Consider the following 15,853-nt stretch of genomic DNA (forward strand, 5'->3'; position numbering starts at 1 on the left):
CCCTCTGCGCGGGGGGGTGGGGCCCCAGGGCGGGGGCGGCGGGGGGCTCGCTCTACGGCGCGCTCACGGACCGGGGGGGGCCCCCGGGGGCCGCCCTCGCCGCCGCCGGGGCCGTTGCCGCCGCGTGCGTGAGCCTCCTGCTGGGCCAGACCGCGCCCGAAGCACCGTCCGCGCCGGACTCCGAGCCACGAGCCGGGGCCCTCGCCCCGGGTGGCCTTGCTCCGGGTGGCCCTGTCTCGGGCAGCCCTGCCTCGCGTGGCGTTCTCGCTCCAGGAGGCGCCCTGGCCGGGGTGCTGCTCGGCGCGCTGCTCCCGATCGCGCTGGCGGCGCCCATGGTGTACCTCGTCGGCAGGCAGCTTCCCGGATGAGCCCCGGTGGCCGGCGCGGCCTGCGCATCTTCCTGATCACAATGGTCGTGGCTCTGATCGTCGTCGGGGTGCTGGACCGGGTCGCCGCACGCGTGGTCGCCGACCAGATCGCGACCAGGGCCCAGAACGCCGAGAACCTGGCGCAACGGCCAGATGTGTCCCTCGGTGGCTTCCCCTTCCTCACCCAGGTCGTCGCCGGCCGGTATCGCGACGTCCAGCTCGAGGTCCGCGGCTACGAGCAGGACGGCGCACGGATCGATCGCGTCCACGCCGACCTGACAGGGGTGCGGCTCCCGCTCTCCGACGTCCTGCGCGGCGCGGTCGAGCGGGTGCCCGTCGACCGGGTCGACGCCGAGGTCGACCTGACCTTCAACGACCTGAACGCATACCTGGCCAGTCAGAACTCGCAGCTGAAGATCAGCCCGGCCGGGCAGGGGATCCAGATCGGCGGAACGGTCGATCTCCTCGGCACGGCCTACCCCGTCTCCGGTACGACCGATATCGGCGTCGCGCCGGACGCTGTCACCTTCACCCCGCGCGACCTGGCCCCCGACCTGGCGGCGATGATCCCGTCGGGCCTGCTCGACACCGTCCGCTCACTGCTCACGGTGCGGGTGCCGGTGACCGGGCTGCCGTTCAACATGAAGCTGCGGTCCGCGACAGTGGGCGCCGACCGGCTGACGTTCGCCGCTGGTGGGGAGAACGTGCTGCTCGACGCCACCGTCGCCCCGGCGGTCGCCCCCGCGGGCACATCCGGCCTCTGACCCGCGGCCCGGCGCGCACGCGCGCCTCGCGCCTCGCGCGGAGGTGGGAAGGTTTCGCCGTCCTGAGGCGCTGCACCCGCCATGACCGGCGTGTGGGTCCTGCTGGCGGCACTTGTAGCGGCGACCGGGGTCGGCCTGCTGACCAGGGCGCGGGACGGCCGGTTCCGGGTGTCCCGGGTGCGCGGTGGTCCCCGGGGCGCCGCCGCGCGCCGCGGTGACCAGCACGGAGGTGGTGAACGTGAGGGCCGTGGGGACGCGGGTCCGGCGGCGGTGACCGGTGTCGGTGCGGTGCCGGGCCCTGATCCGGGCGATCACCGCCCCGAGGCGCCTGGCGAGACGGCGCCTGGCGAGACGGCGCGGGGTGGGCGGGGTGGTCTGACGGCGGAGCTTGCGGCGCTGGGGCACGTGCCCGGCGAGGTCGCGACCCTGCTGCAGTTCTCGACGGCGTTCTGCGCCCCCTGCCGGGTGGCCCGGCGGGTGCTCGCCGACGTCGCCGCGATCGTGCCGGGGGTGCGCCATGTCGAGGTGGACGCCGAGTCGCACCTGGAGCTGGTGCGCAGGCTGGGTGTGCGCCGGACGCCGACGGTGCTCGTCCTCGACGCCGAGGGTGTCGAGGCGCGCAGGGCGAGCGGTGCGCCGCCGAGCCGGGACGCCGTCCTGGCGACCCTCGCGTCGCTCGTCGAGCCGGCGCCCGGAGACCATCGGAAGGGTACTGATGGTGATTCGGTGGGTCTGTCGGGTAACGCTTAACACAGACGTGACGTTCGCTGCTACCGTGACACGAACCATGTGCAGCACTGAGCTGGTCAAGCGCCGCGCGGTCGACCTGTGCCGCGTGAGCAGCTGCTTGTGTCGCATCTTCTGACAGCGCGTTGACGTACGTCCGCGCCCGTGCCGGCCGGGTGTGGCAGCCCCGCCCGGCTGCCCGAGCTCGTTTGCAGGTCAGGAGAACAGCACCATGGTGGATCCACGTGGGCCGCGGTTCGCCGCGGCCGTGACCACTGTTGTACTCGCCGTAACGATCGTTACCGGCAATCCGTGGCTCCTGCTCGCGCAGACCGTGGTCTTCCTGGTCGGCGCCGTGGCCGGGATCCGAAACGCCCCCTACGGGCTGGTGTTCCGTTACCTCGTCCGGCCGCGGCTCGGCCCGCCCGCCGACCTGGAGGACGAGACGCCCCCGCGGTTCGCCCAGGCCGTGGGCGCCGTGTTCGGCGTGGTGGGAACCGTCGGCCTGCTCGCCGGGCCTGCCGCGCTGGGCTACTCGGCGGCGGCCCTCGCCTTCGCCGCGGCCTTCCTGAACGCGGCGTTCGGATTCTGCCTCGGATGCCAGATCTATCTCGTCCTACGTTCCGCAACCGTGAAGGGAGCACGCACATGAGCCGTGAGAACGCGCTGGTCGACGCGACCTGGGTGGAAGCCCACAGCGGCGACCCCAAGGTCGTCCTCGTCGAGGTCGACGAGGACGTGTCGGCCTACGACAAGGGTCACATCCCCGGCGCAGTGCGGCTTGACTGGAAGTCCGAACTGCAGGACCCGGTGATCCGTGACTTCGTGAACAAGGAGCAGTTCGAGAAGCTCCTGTCGGAGAAGGGCATCGCCGACGACGACACCGTGGTGCTCTACGGCGGCAACAACAACTGGTTCGCCGCCTACGCCTACTGGTACTTCGTCCTCTACGGCCACGCCGAGGTCCGCCTGCTCGACGGCGGCCGCAAGAAGTGGGAGCTGGACGGCCGCGAGCTGACCATCGAGGTCACCCCGCGCGCGGCGACCAAGTACTCCGCCTCGGAGGCGCGTACCGACATCCGCGCGTTCCGCGACGAGGTCATCACCGCCATCGGTGACAAGAACCTGGTGGACGTCCGCTCGCCCGACGAGTTCAGCGGCCGCCTGCTCGCCCCGGCGCACCTGCCGCAGGAGCAGTCGCAGCGGGCCGGCCACGTGCCGACCGCGAAGAACATCCCGTGGGCGAGGACCGCCAACGAGGACGGCACCTTCAAGTCGAACGCCGACCTGGAGAAGCTGTACTCCGAGGCCGGTGTCGACCTGTCGAAGGACACCATCGCCTACTGCCGGATCGGGGAGCGCTCCGCGCACACCTGGTTCGCCCTGCACGAGCTGCTGGGCCTGGCGAACGTCAAGAACTACGACGGCTCGTGGACCGAGTACGGCTCCCTGGTGGGCGTGCCGATCGAGAAGGGTGCCTGATCATGTGTGGCGCTACCAGTGGTGGACCCTCGGTGGAAGGAATCGACGTGGCCAAGGAGACCGTGATCCAGGGCGTCGTGGTGAAGGACGGGTCGCCGGTCTCGACCGGCTACGCCCGGCTGCTCGACTCCGGCGGCGACTTCACCGCGGAGGTGCCGCTCTCGGCGACCGGCCAGTTCCGTTTCTTCGCCCGCCCGGGCGAGTGGACGGTCCGCGCGCTCGTCCCCGGCGGGAGCGGTGAGCGCAAGGTCGTCGCCCGGCAGGGCGAGCCGGTCGACACCCAGGTCGACGTCGCGGCCTGACCTCGTCTGACACTTCTGGGCATCCGGCTGGCAGCTGGGTGCCCGGTGGCGGCCGGGTTCCGAGGAATCGCCTCCCCGGGACCCGGCTGTTACGCGTGGGGCGCCATCCCGGGTGGGACGAGTGCGGCCCGGAGTGGTGGTCAGCTTGTGGCCTGGCGCGGGGCGGGAAACCTGTCGGCGGGCTCGGCGCCGTCCACGACGCCGAACGGGATGCTGGTGGGGACCGCGAAGACCATCGGGCCCACGGTGAAGTGACGCAGGTCGTTGTCGACGGCGAAGGTCGCCGCGGCGCTGCGGTCGGGGAACGGCGCGACCACGCGACGGACCGTGTGCCGGCCCGCTCCCTCGAACTGCACCACGGCGAAGAGCATCTCGGACTCCGGCATCATGCGATCATGAAAGCGCATCCCGGCGTTCCGGTGAACGCGCCGCGTCGTGTGCTGTCAGTGGTCTGCCGTGCGCGTGCAGAAGTAGCGCGCATTCTCGGTGCACACGCACCGCTCATGTGCAGGTGCGTATAACGCGAACGTCGGCCACACGCGGACGTCGGCGGAGCGGACGTCAGTAGACGAGCGCCTGGACGTCGTCGGCGAGCGCCTCGCTCACGAAGACGGCCGCCCCGGCGATGCGGACCCCGGGAATGACGTCGTCCGGGCCGATCGACCGGCGGGCGGCGCACTGCGTGCACAGGGTCACCCGGCCGGCGGCGAGAATCGCGTCGAGAAGATCGTTCAACGGCGCGGCCTCCGGCAGCGAGAACTCCGCGGCACGCCCCGGGAGCGCGAACCAGGCCGATTCGCCGGTGAGCCACAGGGAGACATCCACGCCGGACGCGACGGCCACCGAGGCTACGGTGAAAGCCTGGGAACAGCGTTCCGGGGCGTCGGCGCCGGCGGTCACCTTGACGAGCAGCGAACGGGTCACCCGTCCAGTGTGCCGTGCCGGGCCGCCGCGGACCGGCGGCTGGTAGCTGGTGGCTGGTGGCGGACACGCACCGGCCAGGTGCGGTACGGGGCAGGCGTTACGGAACGCGTCGGGGCACGGCCTAGGCTGTGGTCCGTGCTGCACTACTTCATGAGCGGCCTGCTGGTGGCCATGGCGATGCTGATCGCCTGGTTCTCCGGCTACGCCGTCTACAAGCTGTACGGAGGCCAGCGCTGAGCGGCCGGGCGAGAGGTGGCAGGGCGATGGGGGCGGACGCGACCGGCGACACGGCGGCACGCGGCGACAGAGTGGCACGCGGCGACACCGCGAGCGGCGGAGCCACCGGCGGCACGGCCGGGAACACCGCGACGGTTGACCTGCACCCGAGCCTGCTGCCGCTGGCGTTCCTCGTCGGGACCTGGCGCGGCGAAGGCGTCGGCGGCTACGAGGGCATGGAGTCGTTCCACTACGGCCAGGAGATCACCTTCGCGGCGGACGGGCGCCCCGCGCTCGGCTACGTCTCGCACACCTGGTGGGCCGACGAGCCGCGGGACGGCCGCGAGCCCGGCAGCCCGCTGGCCACCGAGACCGGCTTCTGGCGGGTCCAGCCACCGGCCATCGAGCCCGGCCCCGACGGGAAGGTGAACGGGAGCCCGGTCGTCGAGGTGATGCTCGCCCACCCCTTCGGCATCGCCGAGATCTACGTCGGGACGGTCACCGGAACCAGGATCGATCTCGACTCGAACGTCCTGATCAGGACGGCCACCGCCCGGGAGGTCACCCGGTCGGTCCGGCTGTACGGCCTGGTCGAGGGCGGCGACCTGGCGTACGCGATCGACATGGAGGCCGGCGGCAAGCCGCTGCAGTCCCACCTCTCCGCCCGCCTGCACCGCTCACCGTCCTGATCCGGCACCGGCCGGGTTGCCGGCCGGTCGGGGCTGTCGGCCGGCGGCTGGGGCGTCAGGTGGGGCGGGGGGCGGTGCCGGCGTCGGCGGCCAGCCTGGCGCGCCAGGCGCGTTCGCGCTCGATGGCGCCGGCGAAGCCGAGCGCGATGGCCGGGTCGAAGTTGTCGTCGGCGTAGGAGCCGACGCAGCCGAGGAGGCGGTCGACCTCCTCGGCGGTGACCGCGGTCAGCGAGACCTGGCCGGTCAGGAAGATGTCGCCGACGCGGTCGATCGAGAAGTGCACGCCGTAGGTGCGGGCGTTCCGGCTGAGCAGGAAGCCGTAGGTACCGGCGGCGTTCTCGGCGGGCGCGCGCATGAAGAACGCCTCGACGAGCAGCGTGTGGTCCTGGACCACGAGCCAGGTCATGGTGCGCAGCTTGTGCTCGCCTTCGAGCGTGACCAGGAAGGCGCCGGTGTCGGGGTGCTCGTAGGCCACACCGAGGTCGTCCAGGGCGGTACTGATCAGCTTGTCGAGCCGTTCGCGTTCCGCGCCGTCGATGGGTGCCGTCATGCGCAGGGACCTCCCCGTTCGTGGTGCCGGTCAAGCCGGGCGGGCGCGGTGACGCCGAGCCCGGCCGAACCCGCCGTCGGCGACGCTAGCCGACTCGGCGACGGAGGGTACGCCCGAGTGGCCGGTCCGCCGAGCGGGTCGGCGGTGACCGGCTCGCCGGGGCGGGTCAGACGGCGACGGCCGCTGGTGAGATCGCCGCCTGGTAGCTCGCGAGGACGCCTTTCGCGGTCGCCGTCCAGCCGAAGCTCGCGGCGCGCAGGCGGGCGCCTGTCGACAGGTGCCGGCGCCAGCGTTCCTCGGTGAGGATGCGTTCCAGGGCGTCGGCGTAGTCGGCGGGCTCCCAGCCGTGGACGAGGACTCCGGACGTCCCGTGGGCGACGGCGGTGCGCAGGCCGCCGACGGAGGCGGCCACCACGGGGGTGCCGCAGGCCTGGGCCTCGACCGCGACCAGGCCGAAGCTCTCGCTGTGGCTGGGGACGACGACCGCTGTCGCCGCGCGGTACCAGTGGGCGAGCTGCTCCTGGGGTACCGGCGGCTGGAAACGGACGATGTCGGTGATGCCGAGTTCGGCGGCGAGCTTGACCAGAGAGTCCGGGCGTTCGAGCCCGGAGCCGCTCGGGCCGCCGACGACGACGACCGCCAGCTGTCCGCGGCGGTCGGGGTCGCGGTGGATGAGTTCGGCCGCGGCGGCGAGCAGGACGTCCGGTGCCTTGAGCGGCTGGATGCGCCCGACGAAGAGGAGGAGCTGGGTGTCGGGGTCGAGGCCGACCCGCTCGCGGGCGGCCCGGGGGTCGCCGGGGCGGAAGACGTCGAGGTCGACGCCGGGGGCGACCACGTCCACCTTGCCCGGCGCCGCGCCGTAGAGCTGGGTGAGGTGGCGGCGCTCGGTGTCGGTCGACGCGATGAGCCGCGTCGCCGCCTTGATGATCTCCTGCTCGCCCTGGACGCGCGGTTCCGGCTCGGGGCGGTCGCCGTCGGCGAGGGAGGCGTTCTTGACCCGCGCCAGGGTGTGGGCCGTGTGCACCAGAGGCACGCCCCACCGGCGGGCGGCCGACAGCCCGACCTGCCCGGACAGCCAGTAGTGCGAGTGGACGACGTCGAACCAGCCCGCCGCGTGGCCGGCCTCGGTGCGCAGGACGTCCGCCGTGAAGGCGCACAGCCAGGCGGGCAGCTCCTCGCGGCCGATGTCCTCGAACGGGCCGGCGGGCACATGCCGGACGATGACCCCGGGGGCGATCTCCAGGGCGGGTGGGAGCCGGCTGCTCACGGCCCGGGTGAAGACCTCCACCTCGGTGCCGAGCACGGCCAGCTGCCGGGCGAGCTCGATGACGTAGACGTTCATCCCGCCCGCGTCGCCGGTGCCGGGCTGCTCCAGGGGCGACGTGTGCATCGACAGCATCGCGACCCGCGAGGCTGGCTTCGGCCGGGCTGGTTCGGGATGTTCCGGCGGCGCGCCTCCGACCAGATGCACCAACCACCTCCACAGGCAGATCTACCCGACGACCGGCGCCAAAGCGGTTCAACACCGGGCGGTGGCCGTCCTATGCCCGCCCGGCACACTCGGTACGAGCTTGTATGTGCCCGGACCAGGTCGTCGCCATCCGACCGACGCTGCACCACAGCGACGCTGTGCCAGTGCGACGCTGCACCACAGCGACGCTGTGCCAGTGCGACCCGGCATGACGGCGACCGTGTACAACAGCGTGCTTCGTGGTCGAGTTCTCCGATGGGGGGTGTGAGGGGTGTGACAGTCGCGCGGCGGCCGCCGAGGCTGGCGGCGGGGCGGGCGCGGGCGCTCGGACTGCCCACCCGGGGCACGACGGCGCCGAACCGGCTGCGCCGCGTCGACCGGTGGCTGACCTCGGCGGCCTGGTCGGCGTTGCGCGCCGCCGAGGACCCGCTCGTGGTCGACCTCGGGTTCGGGTCGTCGCCGGTCACCACCGTCGAGATGTACGACCGGCTGCGGCCGGTGCGGCCCCACCTGCGGGTGGTCGGGCTCGAGCTGGACCAGGAGCGGGTGGTCGCGGCGGCGTCGGCGGCCCGTCCGCCGGGGCTGGCGTTCGCGCGCGGCGGCTTCGAGCTCGCGGGCCTGCGTCCGGTGGTGGTGCGGGCGATGAACGTGCTGCGCCAGTACGACGAGGAGGCGGTCGGCGCGGCGTGGGCGGCGATGGCCGGTCGGCTGCAGGCCGGCGGGCTGCTGGTCGAGGGGACCTGCGACGAGGTCGGCCGGCGGGCGTGCTGGTTCGCGGTCCCGCCCGGCGGGGTTCCCCGGACGCTGACCCTGTCGGCGCACCTGCCGAGCCTGGCCCGCCCGTCCGATCTGGCACCTCGGCTGCCGAAGGCGCTGATCGCGCGCAACGTGCCCGGTGAGGACGTCCACGACCTGCTCGCGGCGTTCGACCTGGCCTGGGAGCGGGCGGCTCCGCGTGGTCCGTTCGGGCCACGTCAGCGCTGGATCGGCGCCGTCGAGCTGCTGCGGCGGGACGGCTGGTCGGTGCTGGACGGCCCGCGCCGGTGGCGCCTCGGCGAGCTCACCGTCGCCTGGCCACCCCGCCCGCCGCGGACGTCCTGAGGCGTTTCAGCCGGTCGTGGCGTTCTCGAGGGCTTCGGTGAAGATCCGCAGCATGGCCTGGTCGAACAGGACGAAACGGGCCTCGGTGACCGAGCTGGGGGTGGTGAGCACGGTGGTCACGGCGATGTCGGCGGCGTCGCGGGCCGGCCAGCCGTAGGCCCCCGCGCTCACCGCGGGCAGAGCGAGGGTCCGGGCCCCGATCTCGTCCGCGACGGCCAGGGAGCGTGCGTAGCACGACCGGAGCAGGTGGGACCGGTCCTCGTGGGGGGTGTGGACCGGCCCGACGGTGTGGATGACGTGCTTCGCGGCGAGCCGGCCGGCGGTGGTCGCGACGGCCTCGCCGACGGGTAGCCCGCCGGGCAGGGCGCCGGCCCGAAGACGGCGGCAGGCGGCCAGGATGGCGGGTCCGCCGGCGGCGTGGATCGCCCCGTCGACGCCGCCGCCGCCGAGCAGCGACGATTTGGCGGCGTTGACGATCGCGTCCACGGCCTGGGCGGCGATGTCGCCCTGAACTAGCCTCACCGTGACCATGCGGACACAGTACCGAGACCAGAGCGGGCCCCTCCCGGAAATGTCCGTTTGCCAGACGTCAACGGCCTGCGATGCGATGGAGGCGTGGCGGAGTTGGTCGTACTCGGGTTCGACAGCAGGCGCCAGGCCGAGCAGGTCTGGGAGCTGGGTCGGCGGCTGTCCCGACAGGGACTGGTCGACCTGGCGGACCGGGCGGTCGCGTGGCGCGAGGACAGCGGTGCGGTGCACGTGCGGCACGGGGCACGGCGGATCAGATCGGCGGCGGTGGGCGGCGCGGCGTGCGGGGCCACCGTCGGTGCCGTCTTCCTGGCCCCGGTCGTGGGCCTGGCGATCGGCGCCGGCGGTGGGGCGCTCGCCGGCCGGCTCCTGATGGCCCAGGCGATGGACACTGGCATGATCCGGCGCATCGCCGGCCATCTGCAGCCTGGCCGTGCGGCGGTGTTCGTGCTGGTCCGCGAGTCCCGGCCGGCGGCGATCGCGGCGCTGCGCGAGCACCATCCGATGGTGATCAAAACCTCGCTGCCCCGGGAACGGGAGGAGGCCCTGGCCCGCGCCCTGCGCTTTCAGCCGAGCCCGGCCTGAGGCGCCAGGGCGCGCCCCGAGCCCGGCTGAGGAGTCAGGCTCCCGATCCGGGCCGCCGAGCGGCCGAGGTGTCAGGCCCCCGGGCGGCGGGTGGGAGCGATCTTGTCGAGGACGGCGAGGTCGTCCGCTCGGGGCTGCCACTGGCCGGCCGCGGCGTTCGCCCGGACCTGCGCCGCGCTCGTCGCACCGGCGATCACGGAGGCGACCGCGGGCTGGGCGGCGAGGCCGCCGATCGCCACGTCCAGCAGCGACCGGTCCCGCTCCCTGGCGAAGGTCTCCAGGGTCTCCACCCGGTCGAACAGGTCGTCGGTGAGCTCGTCCTGGCGGCCCGCCATCCGGGTGCCGGTCGGCGGCGCCTCGTCGCGCAGGTACTTGCCGCTCAGGATGCCGTTCTCCAACGGGAAGTAGGGGATGACCCCGATCCCGTACTTGAGGGCGGCCGGCACCAGTTCGGCCTCGACGTCCCGGACAAGCAGGTTGTAGTGGTTCTGGGCCGAGATGAACCGGGTGGTGCCGGACGCCCGTGCCGTCCACTCGGCGTCGGACACCTGCCAGGCGTCCAGGTTGCACGACCCGACGTAGCGGACCTTGCCCTCCTGGACGAGCTCGCCGAGCGCCTCCAGCGTCTCCTCGACGGGGGTGAAGGCGTCCAGGTTGTGGAGCTGGTACAGGTCGATGTAGTCGGTCTGCAGCCGGCTCAGCGACCCCTCGACCGCCTTGCGGATGTAGCGGCGGGAGGCGCGTGCGTTGAAGTCCTGGCCGTACATGCCGCCCATGTCGTTGCCGACCTTGGTGGCGAGGACGACGTCGTCGCGCCGGCCCCGGAGCACGTGCCCCAGCAGGGTCTCCGAGCCGCCCTTGTTCCCGTAGGTGTCGGCGGTGTCGAAGAAGTTGATCCCGGAGTCGAGGGCGGCCTCGACGACGGCACGCGTACCGGTCAGGTCGACCCTGGACCCGAAGTTGTTGCATCCCAGCCCGACGACGGAGACCATCAGGCCCGAAGATCCCAGGGGGCGATAACGCATGCCCTTAATACAACACGCGCACCACGAACCGCCAGCAATCAGGGTCCGGGGTTCGTGGTGCGCGCAGCTGTGGTGTTGATTTTTTGTTCTGCTGTTTTCAGTTCGGTGTCGCGGCGTCGCTGACGGCGCGGCCCGTGGCGGTGGCCGCCCGGCGGGTGGAGGTGCGCGCGGCCCGCGTCTGGCTGACGGCCGTCTTCGTCTGCTTCACCGCCTCCTCCGTCGCGGGGCTGCGCCGGATGCCGGCGACGCGCTTCTCGCCCCGGCTGGCGAAGGAGTTGTAGAGCTGGGTCGCCCGACCCTGCAGGTCGGAAATCTGCGAGCCGACGGTCACCGGAAGCGAGAGGACGGCCGAGCCGACCTGGACGGGCACCCTGGCCGCCTGGGCCGGGATCTGGCTGACCCGGTCCGAGATGCGCCGGACCTCTGTCCCGTAGGCCGTGGGAAGCGTCCGGAGCTTCTCGACCGCGAGATCGGCGGCGCCGACCGACGCGTACAGGGGCTTGCGAACATCGGAGCTTGCCGTGGGTGTGTCGCTCTTCGTCTTCGTGCCGGTGCGGGCGGTAGCCATGCGATCTCCTAGCGATCTCCGCTGGTTGTGATGGTGTTGGGTCAGGTGTTTGACGGCCCCGCGGGCGGGGTCCGGGTCGTGGTGGCCTCGCCGGCACCGTCCTCCGGTGCCACCGGGGCGCTTTTCGTACTGCTGCTACGTGGGCCGCGCCGGCCGTCCCCCGCCTTGCGGGTCGCCGCGTGCCGCGTCGTGGACGTCGGCTCGCCCGCCGTGGCGGCGGTCTTGCGCCGGGTCGTCGCGGGCCTGGTCCGCCCGGCGGGCCCCGGCCCGGCCTCGCCCGGGGCTTTCCCGCCCGGGGTGGTCGCGCCATGCTCGGCGGCCGAGGCCGCGCGGTCCGTGCCCGACGGGGATGCCGCCGAGCCCGAGGCGGATGCCGCCGAGCGCGGCGCGGGTGCCGCGGAGTCGGGCTCGATGTCGATGTCGGTCAGAGCGTCGGTCGCGGTGCCGGCCTCGACGTCGGCTTCGGTGTCGCCGGACCCGGCCGCGGCCGGACCCCGCGCGCCGGGGGTCAGCCCGGCGAGCGCGTTCTCCCGGCGGAACGCGTCGTAGATGTCGACGATGACCTGCTTCTGGCGTTCGGTCAGCGTCTCGTCGGCGTGGACGGCGGCCAGCAGGTCCTCGCCGCCCTCGCGTTCCTCGAGGATGCCGGCCTGCACGTAGAGGACCTCCGCCGAGATGCGCAGGGCCTTCGCGATCTGCTGCAGGATCTCGGCCGAGGGCCGGCGCAGGCCGCGCTCGATCTGGCTGAGGTAGGGATTGCTCACCCCCGCCTGGCGGGCGAGCTGGCGCAGTGAGATCTGCGCGCCGCGCCGCTGCTCGCGGATGAAGTCGCCGACATCCCGCACATGGATAGCCGCCACGGCCGTCGTCGACCTCCACAGGAACAACCGGTCAGGAGGAGGTCGACGATACGGGCTGATGCTAGCTGTGGCAAGCGGGCAGTTAGCACAGTTGGGCCATTCGGCGCGCCGCGGTCAGCTTCCCTTCTCGGCCTGCGCCAGCCAGGCGCGCTGGGTCGCGAGGGCGTTCTCGGTCTCGGTGATCTCGCGGGCCCGGCCGGCGGCGCGGGCGCGCTCCAGCTTCGCCTCGAGCTTCGCCACCGACTCGCGCAGCTTCGTCAGGAACGGGGACTCGGCGATGTCCCGACGGTCCCAACGGGCGTCGGAAGCATCGCGCAGCTTGTCTCCGATGGCGTTGAGCTGGCGTTCCAGGCTGCCGACCGCCTCGCGGGGCACCCGGCCGATCGCGTCCCAGCGCTCCTGGATCTCGCGGTACCGGCGCAGCGACCGCTCGACGTCGACGGGATCGAGCGCGGCGGCCTCGACGAGCAGCTCCTCCTTGCGGGCCTGGTTGGCGATCTGCTCCGCGTCGCGCTCGGCGTTCACGGCGTTGCGCCGGCTGAAGAAGCCGTCCTGCGCGGCCCGGAACCGGGCCCACAGCTCGTCGTCGACGTCCTTGGCGGCCCGGCCGGCCGCCTTCCACTCGACCATCAGCGCGCGGTACCGCGCGGTCGTCGGGCCCCAGTCCGTCGAGTCCGACAGCGCGACGGCCTCGGCGATGATCGCCTCCTTGCGCTCGCGTGAGCGCGTGCGCTGGGTGTCGAGCGCGGCGAAGTGCGAGGTGCGGCGGCGGGTGAACTCGTCGCGGGCCGCCGCGATCCGCCGCCACAGCGCCGAGTCGGTCCGCTTGTCGACACCGGTGATCGCGCGGAAATCGTCGCCGATGGTCCGGAAACGCTCGCTCGTCACCTTCCACTCGGAGCTGCGGGCGAGCTGCTCGGCCTCGGTGACCAGCTCCTCCTTGGCGGTGACCGCGGCGGCGACCCGGCGGGCCCGCTCGGCGGCGAGCTCCGTGCGGCGGGTGTCCGTGGCCGCCAGGACGGCGTCGAGCCGCGCCGCCAGGGCGTCGACGTCGCCGACGACCGAGGCCTGGGCCAGCCCCTCCCGCAGCCGGCGGGCGCTGCCGGCGATGCCGCCGGGGTCGACGCCGCTCACCGTCAGCCGCCGCTCCAGCAACACCACCTCGGCGAGGAGGTCGTCGTAGCGGCGGCGGAAGTGGGCCAGGCCCTCCTCAGGGCTACCCGCGCGCCACGAGCCGACCGCACGCTCGCCGTCGGCGGTGCGCAGGTACACGGTGCCGTCGGCATCCACCCGGCCCCAGTCGTCACCGAGTTCGTCCCGCCCGCCGGAAGGTCCGTCCCCGTCATGGTGGTGGGCGGGCCCACCAGGTCCGGTGCCGTGGCGTCCGCTGTCATCGCGGTCGCCGTCGCTGCGGTCACTCATCGCGTTCCCGAAGATCGACATCAAGATGCCTGTCATTGTTGCAGGCATCCGGCCGGAAGGGGACCGCTGGCGGCTATCGAATGAAGAAGGAGGTTCGCCGAACCTGCCCGCACCGGTGCCGCCTCCGGGCGTGTCGGTGCGCGTCGGCCGCCGGGACGCCGCCGGGACGCCATCGGGGATGTCACCGGGATACGACCAGGACGCGGCCAGGACGTCGCCGGGATACGGCCAGGATGTCGCTGTCGCGGGTGCCTGGCGGTGTGGCCGCGCGGCGCGAGCGTCGTCACCACGGCGCGGCTCTGTCCGGTGTGCCATCAGGCACTGGCCGTAAAAGACGTCGGGCGTTCATCTTTTCCCGCCCCCCGGTGTGTGCGGACCGGTCGCCGTCGGGCCAAGATGCGTAACCGTGGCGCAGGGGACCAGAGCCGGGCGGGACGGCTGGCGGGCGGCCGCGCTGTTGACGCCCGCCTTTGTCGGGCTGTGCGTGTTCGTCATCGGCCCGGCGATCGTGTCGGCCTTCGTCGCCGGCACCGACAAGAACCTCACCGGCCCGGACTTCCACTGGGTGGGGACGGCGAACCTGCGCGAGGCGCTGGCGGACCCCGATCTCGGCCAGGCCGTCCGCAACACGCTGGTCTACTGCCTGTTGACGGTCATTCCGTCCGTTCTGTTCGGCCTGTTGCTGGCGCTCGCGGCCGAACGGGTGACCCGCGGCCGGGCGGCCGTCCGATTCGCGTTGTTCCTGCCGGCGAGTGCGAACATCGTGGCGATGGCTGTGGTCTTCCAGTACATCTTCGACAGCAGCCCCGACGGGCTGGCCAACACTCTCGTCGGATTCGTCGGCATCGATCCGGTGAACTGGCTCGGTGACCGCGCCACCGCTCTCCCGGTCGTCGCGCTGGTCGGCGGCTGGCGGCTGACCAGTTTCGTCTTCGTGGTCTATCTGGCCGGCCTGACCGCGATTCCGCGCTCGGTGTACGAGGCGGCCGACGTGGACGGCGTCCGCGGGCTCGCCCGGCTGCGCCACGTCACGCTGCCGCTGCTGGCCCCGACGACGGTGTTCCTGGGGGTGTTCGTCACCGTCCTGACGTTGCAGACGTTCGAGACGGTCGCGGTGCTCACCGAGGGCGGGCCCCTGGACTCCAGCACGACGATCATCTACTACATCTACAAGGTCGGTTTCACGGGTTCGTTCCGGATCGGCTACGCATCCATGATCGCCCTGTTGCTGCTGGTCGCGGTGGTGCTCGTCGGCGCGGCGGGAGCGTTGCTGGGCCGGCGCGTCCGGATGGCCAGGCAGCTCGACGGCATGGGCGCCGAGGATCCCGTCGCCGAAGGAGGCCGGTCATGACCAGCGAGGCGGCGAGCCCGCGGCACCGCGCCGGTGCCGGCCGGGCGCCCGGTTCGAAGCGTTCGGCAGGCACCGGGCGGCGCGCCGTGCCGTTCTGGTCGTCGCTGTCGGCGGCGGGCCGGTTCGGGTTCCTCGCGGTCGGTATCACCGCCGCGCTCCTCCCGTTCGTCTGGATGCTGCGCACCGCGGTCGGCCCGCCGCAGAACGCCCTGCGGCTCTCGGCGAACCCGATCCCGTCCTCGGTGGGCTTCGGGGCGTTCGAGAACGCCTGGCAGGCGGGTGATCTGGGCCCCGCGCTGCTGACCGGGATCGGCGTGAGCCTCGCCGTCCTGGCGCTGCAACTGCTCACCGGGATCCCGGCGGCGTACGCGTTCGCCTGGGTGCCCTTCCGGGGGCGCGGGCTGCTGTTCGGCGTCGTGCTGGCCACCCTGCTCGTCCCGCCGCAGGTGACCGCCGTGCCGAACTACGTCACGATCTCGGCGCTCGGGTTCGCCGACACCCGGGTGGGCCTGGTGCTGCCGTTCATGACGCAGGCCGCCGCGATCTTCCTGCTCCGTCAGTACATGTCGACGATCCCGGTGTCGGTGCTCGAGGCCGCGCGGATGGACGGCCTGGGGACGCTGCGCACCCTGCGTACCGTCGTCGTCCCGCTGAGCATGCCCGCGATCGCCACGGTCAGTGTCTTCAGCTTCCTGCTCTCGTTCAACGAGTACCTGTGGCCGCTGCTCGTCGCCCGCTCGCCCGACATCGCGACACCCCCGCTCGCGCTCGCCGGACTCGCCACCAGAACTTCCGCGTTCCCCGACTTCACCCAGCTCGCCGCGGGCTCGCTGATCATCAGTCTGCCCACCCTCGTCGTGTTCGTTGTCGCCCAGCGTCGGTTGACGGCCGGTATCACCGGAACCGGGCTCGCGGCGTGAC

The 15,853-nt window shown here is 72.7% G+C and carries 20 protein-coding genes and 1 pseudogene; 12 read left to right on the top strand and 9 right to left on the bottom strand.

All coding sequences use genetic code 11. The features are described from left to right. The 7 genes and pseudogenes from MXD62_RS00310 to MXD62_RS00335 all read left to right on the top strand — a co-directional run. Nucleotides 1-368: pseudogene (locus MXD62_RS00310) on the top strand (hypothetical protein); the annotation flags it as partial. Further along, on the top strand, nucleotides 365-1,132 hold the full coding sequence (locus MXD62_RS00315) for a DUF2993 domain-containing protein (protein ID WP_248827482.1): 768 nt from the start codon (nucleotides 365-367) through the stop codon (nucleotides 1,130-1,132). The pseudogene MXD62_RS00310 and the gene MXD62_RS00315, both read left to right, overlap by 4 nt. A gap of 81 nt (nucleotides 1,133-1,213) precedes the next feature. Next, nucleotides 1,214-1,882, top strand: coding sequence for a thioredoxin family protein (locus MXD62_RS00320; RefSeq protein ID WP_248827483.1), 669 nt, complete (start codon nucleotides 1,214-1,216; stop codon nucleotides 1,880-1,882). A gap of 37 nt (nucleotides 1,883-1,919) precedes the next feature. Further along, complete coding sequence (locus MXD62_RS40000) at nucleotides 1,920-1,997, top strand: putative leader peptide (RefSeq protein ID WP_368672084.1); 78 nt, start codon at nucleotides 1,920-1,922, stop codon at nucleotides 1,995-1,997. 93 nt (nucleotides 1,998-2,090) lie between these two features. After that, nucleotides 2,091-2,510, top strand: coding sequence for a DUF4395 domain-containing protein (locus MXD62_RS00325; protein ID WP_248827484.1), 420 nt, complete (start codon nucleotides 2,091-2,093; stop codon nucleotides 2,508-2,510). Next, nucleotides 2,507-3,340 (top strand): sulfurtransferase, encoded by an 834-nt coding sequence (locus MXD62_RS00330; protein ID WP_071066507.1) that lies wholly within the window; start codon nucleotides 2,507-2,509, stop codon nucleotides 3,338-3,340. The genes MXD62_RS00325 and MXD62_RS00330 overlap by 4 nt, the downstream gene beginning before the upstream one ends. Nucleotides 3,341-3,342: 2 nt before the next feature. Next, complete coding sequence (locus tag MXD62_RS00335) at nucleotides 3,343-3,642, top strand: DUF1416 domain-containing protein (protein ID WP_020463590.1); 300 nt, start codon at nucleotides 3,343-3,345, stop codon at nucleotides 3,640-3,642. Between the two features lie 140 nt (nucleotides 3,643-3,782). On the opposite strand, the gene MXD62_RS00340 is transcribed toward MXD62_RS00335, so the two are convergent. Together MXD62_RS00340 and MXD62_RS00345 are read right to left on the bottom strand one after the other, a co-directional pair. Beyond that, nucleotides 3,783-4,031, bottom strand: coding sequence for a hypothetical protein (locus tag MXD62_RS00340; RefSeq protein WP_248827485.1), 249 nt, complete (start codon nucleotides 4,029-4,031; stop codon nucleotides 3,783-3,785). 172 nt (nucleotides 4,032-4,203) lie between these two features. Further along, nucleotides 4,204-4,566: a DsrE family protein gene (locus MXD62_RS00345; RefSeq protein WP_041254942.1), complete on the bottom strand. Its 363-nt coding sequence runs from the start codon at nucleotides 4,564-4,566 to the stop codon at nucleotides 4,204-4,206. A gap of 263 nt (nucleotides 4,567-4,829) precedes the next feature. Between MXD62_RS00345 and MXD62_RS00350 the strand changes: the two genes are divergently transcribed. Next, nucleotides 4,830-5,471: an FABP family protein gene (locus MXD62_RS00350; protein ID WP_248827486.1), complete on the top strand. Its 642-nt coding sequence runs from the start codon at nucleotides 4,830-4,832 to the stop codon at nucleotides 5,469-5,471. A gap of 55 nt (nucleotides 5,472-5,526) precedes the next feature. On the opposite strand, the gene MXD62_RS00355 is transcribed toward MXD62_RS00350, so the two are convergent. Both MXD62_RS00355 and mshA read right to left on the bottom strand, forming a co-directional pair. Continuing rightward, nucleotides 5,527-6,021, bottom strand: coding sequence for a YbjN domain-containing protein (locus tag MXD62_RS00355; RefSeq protein ID WP_248827487.1), 495 nt, complete (start codon nucleotides 6,019-6,021; stop codon nucleotides 5,527-5,529). Nucleotides 6,022-6,187: 166 nt separating this feature from the next. After that, nucleotides 6,188-7,492, bottom strand: coding sequence for a D-inositol-3-phosphate glycosyltransferase (gene mshA / locus MXD62_RS00360; RefSeq protein ID WP_071066503.1), 1,305 nt, complete (start codon nucleotides 7,490-7,492; stop codon nucleotides 6,188-6,190). Between the two features lie 273 nt (nucleotides 7,493-7,765). On the opposite strand from mshA, the gene MXD62_RS00365 reads away from it, so the two are divergent. Further along, entirely contained in the window at nucleotides 7,766-8,593 is an 828-nt protein-coding gene (locus MXD62_RS00365; RefSeq protein WP_248827488.1) for a class I SAM-dependent methyltransferase, read from the top strand. 6 nt (nucleotides 8,594-8,599) lie between these two features. Here MXD62_RS00365 and MXD62_RS00370 read toward each other — a convergent pair whose 3' ends face one another. Beyond that, nucleotides 8,600-9,124 (bottom strand): O-acetyl-ADP-ribose deacetylase, encoded by a 525-nt coding sequence (locus MXD62_RS00370; protein ID WP_248827489.1) that lies wholly within the window; start codon nucleotides 9,122-9,124, stop codon nucleotides 8,600-8,602. An 84-nt stretch (nucleotides 9,125-9,208) separates the two neighbouring features. Here MXD62_RS00370 and MXD62_RS00375 point away from each other — a divergent pair, with 84 nt between their 5' ends. Next, nucleotides 9,209-9,706 (top strand): DUF1269 domain-containing protein, encoded by a 498-nt coding sequence (locus MXD62_RS00375; RefSeq protein WP_248827490.1) that lies wholly within the window; start codon nucleotides 9,209-9,211, stop codon nucleotides 9,704-9,706. A 71-nt stretch (nucleotides 9,707-9,777) separates the two neighbouring features. Here the strand turns inward: MXD62_RS00375 and MXD62_RS00380 are convergent, their stop codons facing one another. The 4 genes from MXD62_RS00380 to MXD62_RS00395 form a co-directional block, all read right to left on the bottom strand. Then, nucleotides 9,778-10,731: an aldo/keto reductase gene (locus MXD62_RS00380; RefSeq protein ID WP_248827491.1), complete on the bottom strand. Its 954-nt coding sequence runs from the start codon at nucleotides 10,729-10,731 to the stop codon at nucleotides 9,778-9,780. 97 nt (nucleotides 10,732-10,828) lie between these two features. Next, the gene (locus MXD62_RS00385; RefSeq protein ID WP_248827492.1) at nucleotides 10,829-11,299 is read right to left on the bottom strand and encodes a hypothetical protein; all 471 of its coding nucleotides are present in this window, start codon (nucleotides 11,297-11,299) and stop codon (nucleotides 10,829-10,831) included. A 41-nt stretch (nucleotides 11,300-11,340) separates the two neighbouring features. Then, the gene (locus MXD62_RS00390; RefSeq protein ID WP_248827493.1) at nucleotides 11,341-12,159 is read right to left on the bottom strand and encodes a helix-turn-helix domain-containing protein; all 819 of its coding nucleotides are present in this window, start codon (nucleotides 12,157-12,159) and stop codon (nucleotides 11,341-11,343) included. Between the two features lie 114 nt (nucleotides 12,160-12,273). Continuing rightward, complete coding sequence (locus MXD62_RS00395; protein WP_235014142.1) at nucleotides 12,274-13,617, bottom strand: DUF349 domain-containing protein; 1,344 nt, start codon at nucleotides 13,615-13,617, stop codon at nucleotides 12,274-12,276. Nucleotides 13,618-13,987: 370 nt separating this feature from the next. On the opposite strand from MXD62_RS00395, the gene MXD62_RS00400 reads away from it, so the two are divergent. Together MXD62_RS00400 and MXD62_RS00405 are read left to right on the top strand one after the other, a co-directional pair. Continuing rightward, on the top strand, nucleotides 13,988-14,932 hold the full coding sequence (locus tag MXD62_RS00400) for a carbohydrate ABC transporter permease (RefSeq protein ID WP_131625077.1): 945 nt from the start codon (nucleotides 13,988-13,990) through the stop codon (nucleotides 14,930-14,932). Then, a complete protein-coding gene (locus MXD62_RS00405) occupies nucleotides 14,929-15,852 on the top strand; it encodes a carbohydrate ABC transporter permease (protein ID WP_248827494.1) in 924 nt (307 codons plus the stop codon). The genes MXD62_RS00400 and MXD62_RS00405 overlap by 4 nt, the downstream gene beginning before the upstream one ends. Nucleotide 15,853 lies beyond the last annotated feature (1 nt).

Source organism: Frankia sp. Mgl5 (assembly GCF_023242985.1).
Taxonomy (GTDB): Bacteria; Actinomycetota; Actinomycetes; order Frankiales; family Frankiaceae; genus Parafrankia; species Parafrankia soli.

Coding starts and splice junctions, on each gene's coding strand:
- MXD62_RS00355 (WP_248827487.1), bottom strand. CDS start 6,021: ATGACGGCACCCATCGACGGCGCGGAACGCGAACGGCTCGACAAGCTG.
- MXD62_RS00395 (WP_235014142.1), bottom strand. CDS start 13,617: ATGACAGGCATCTTGATGTCGATCTTCGGGAACGCGATGAGTGACCGC.
- MXD62_RS00350 (WP_248827486.1), top strand. CDS start 4,830: ATGGGGGCGGACGCGACCGGCGACACGGCGGCACGCGGCGACAGAGTG.
- MXD62_RS00330 (WP_071066507.1), top strand. CDS start 2,507: ATGAGCCGTGAGAACGCGCTGGTCGACGCGACCTGGGTGGAAGCCCAC.
- MXD62_RS00335 (WP_020463590.1), top strand. CDS start 3,343: ATGTGTGGCGCTACCAGTGGTGGACCCTCGGTGGAAGGAATCGACGTG.
- MXD62_RS00340 (WP_248827485.1), bottom strand. CDS start 4,031: ATGATGCCGGAGTCCGAGATGCTCTTCGCCGTGGTGCAGTTCGAGGGA.
- MXD62_RS00320 (WP_248827483.1), top strand. CDS start 1,214: ATGACCGGCGTGTGGGTCCTGCTGGCGGCACTTGTAGCGGCGACCGGG.
- MXD62_RS00315 (WP_248827482.1), top strand. CDS start 365: ATGAGCCCCGGTGGCCGGCGCGGCCTGCGCATCTTCCTGATCACAATG.
- MXD62_RS00370 (WP_248827489.1), bottom strand. CDS start 9,124: ATGGTCACGGTGAGGCTAGTTCAGGGCGACATCGCCGCCCAGGCCGTG.
- MXD62_RS00405 (WP_248827494.1), top strand. CDS start 14,929: ATGACCAGCGAGGCGGCGAGCCCGCGGCACCGCGCCGGTGCCGGCCGG.
- MXD62_RS00385 (WP_248827492.1), bottom strand. CDS start 11,299: ATGGCTACCGCCCGCACCGGCACGAAGACGAAGAGCGACACACCCACG.
- MXD62_RS40000 (WP_368672084.1), top strand. CDS start 1,920: ATGTGCAGCACTGAGCTGGTCAAGCGCCGCGCGGTCGACCTGTGCCGC.
- MXD62_RS00325 (WP_248827484.1), top strand. CDS start 2,091: ATGGTGGATCCACGTGGGCCGCGGTTCGCCGCGGCCGTGACCACTGTT.
- MXD62_RS00380 (WP_248827491.1), bottom strand. CDS start 10,731: ATGCGTTATCGCCCCCTGGGATCTTCGGGCCTGATGGTCTCCGTCGTC.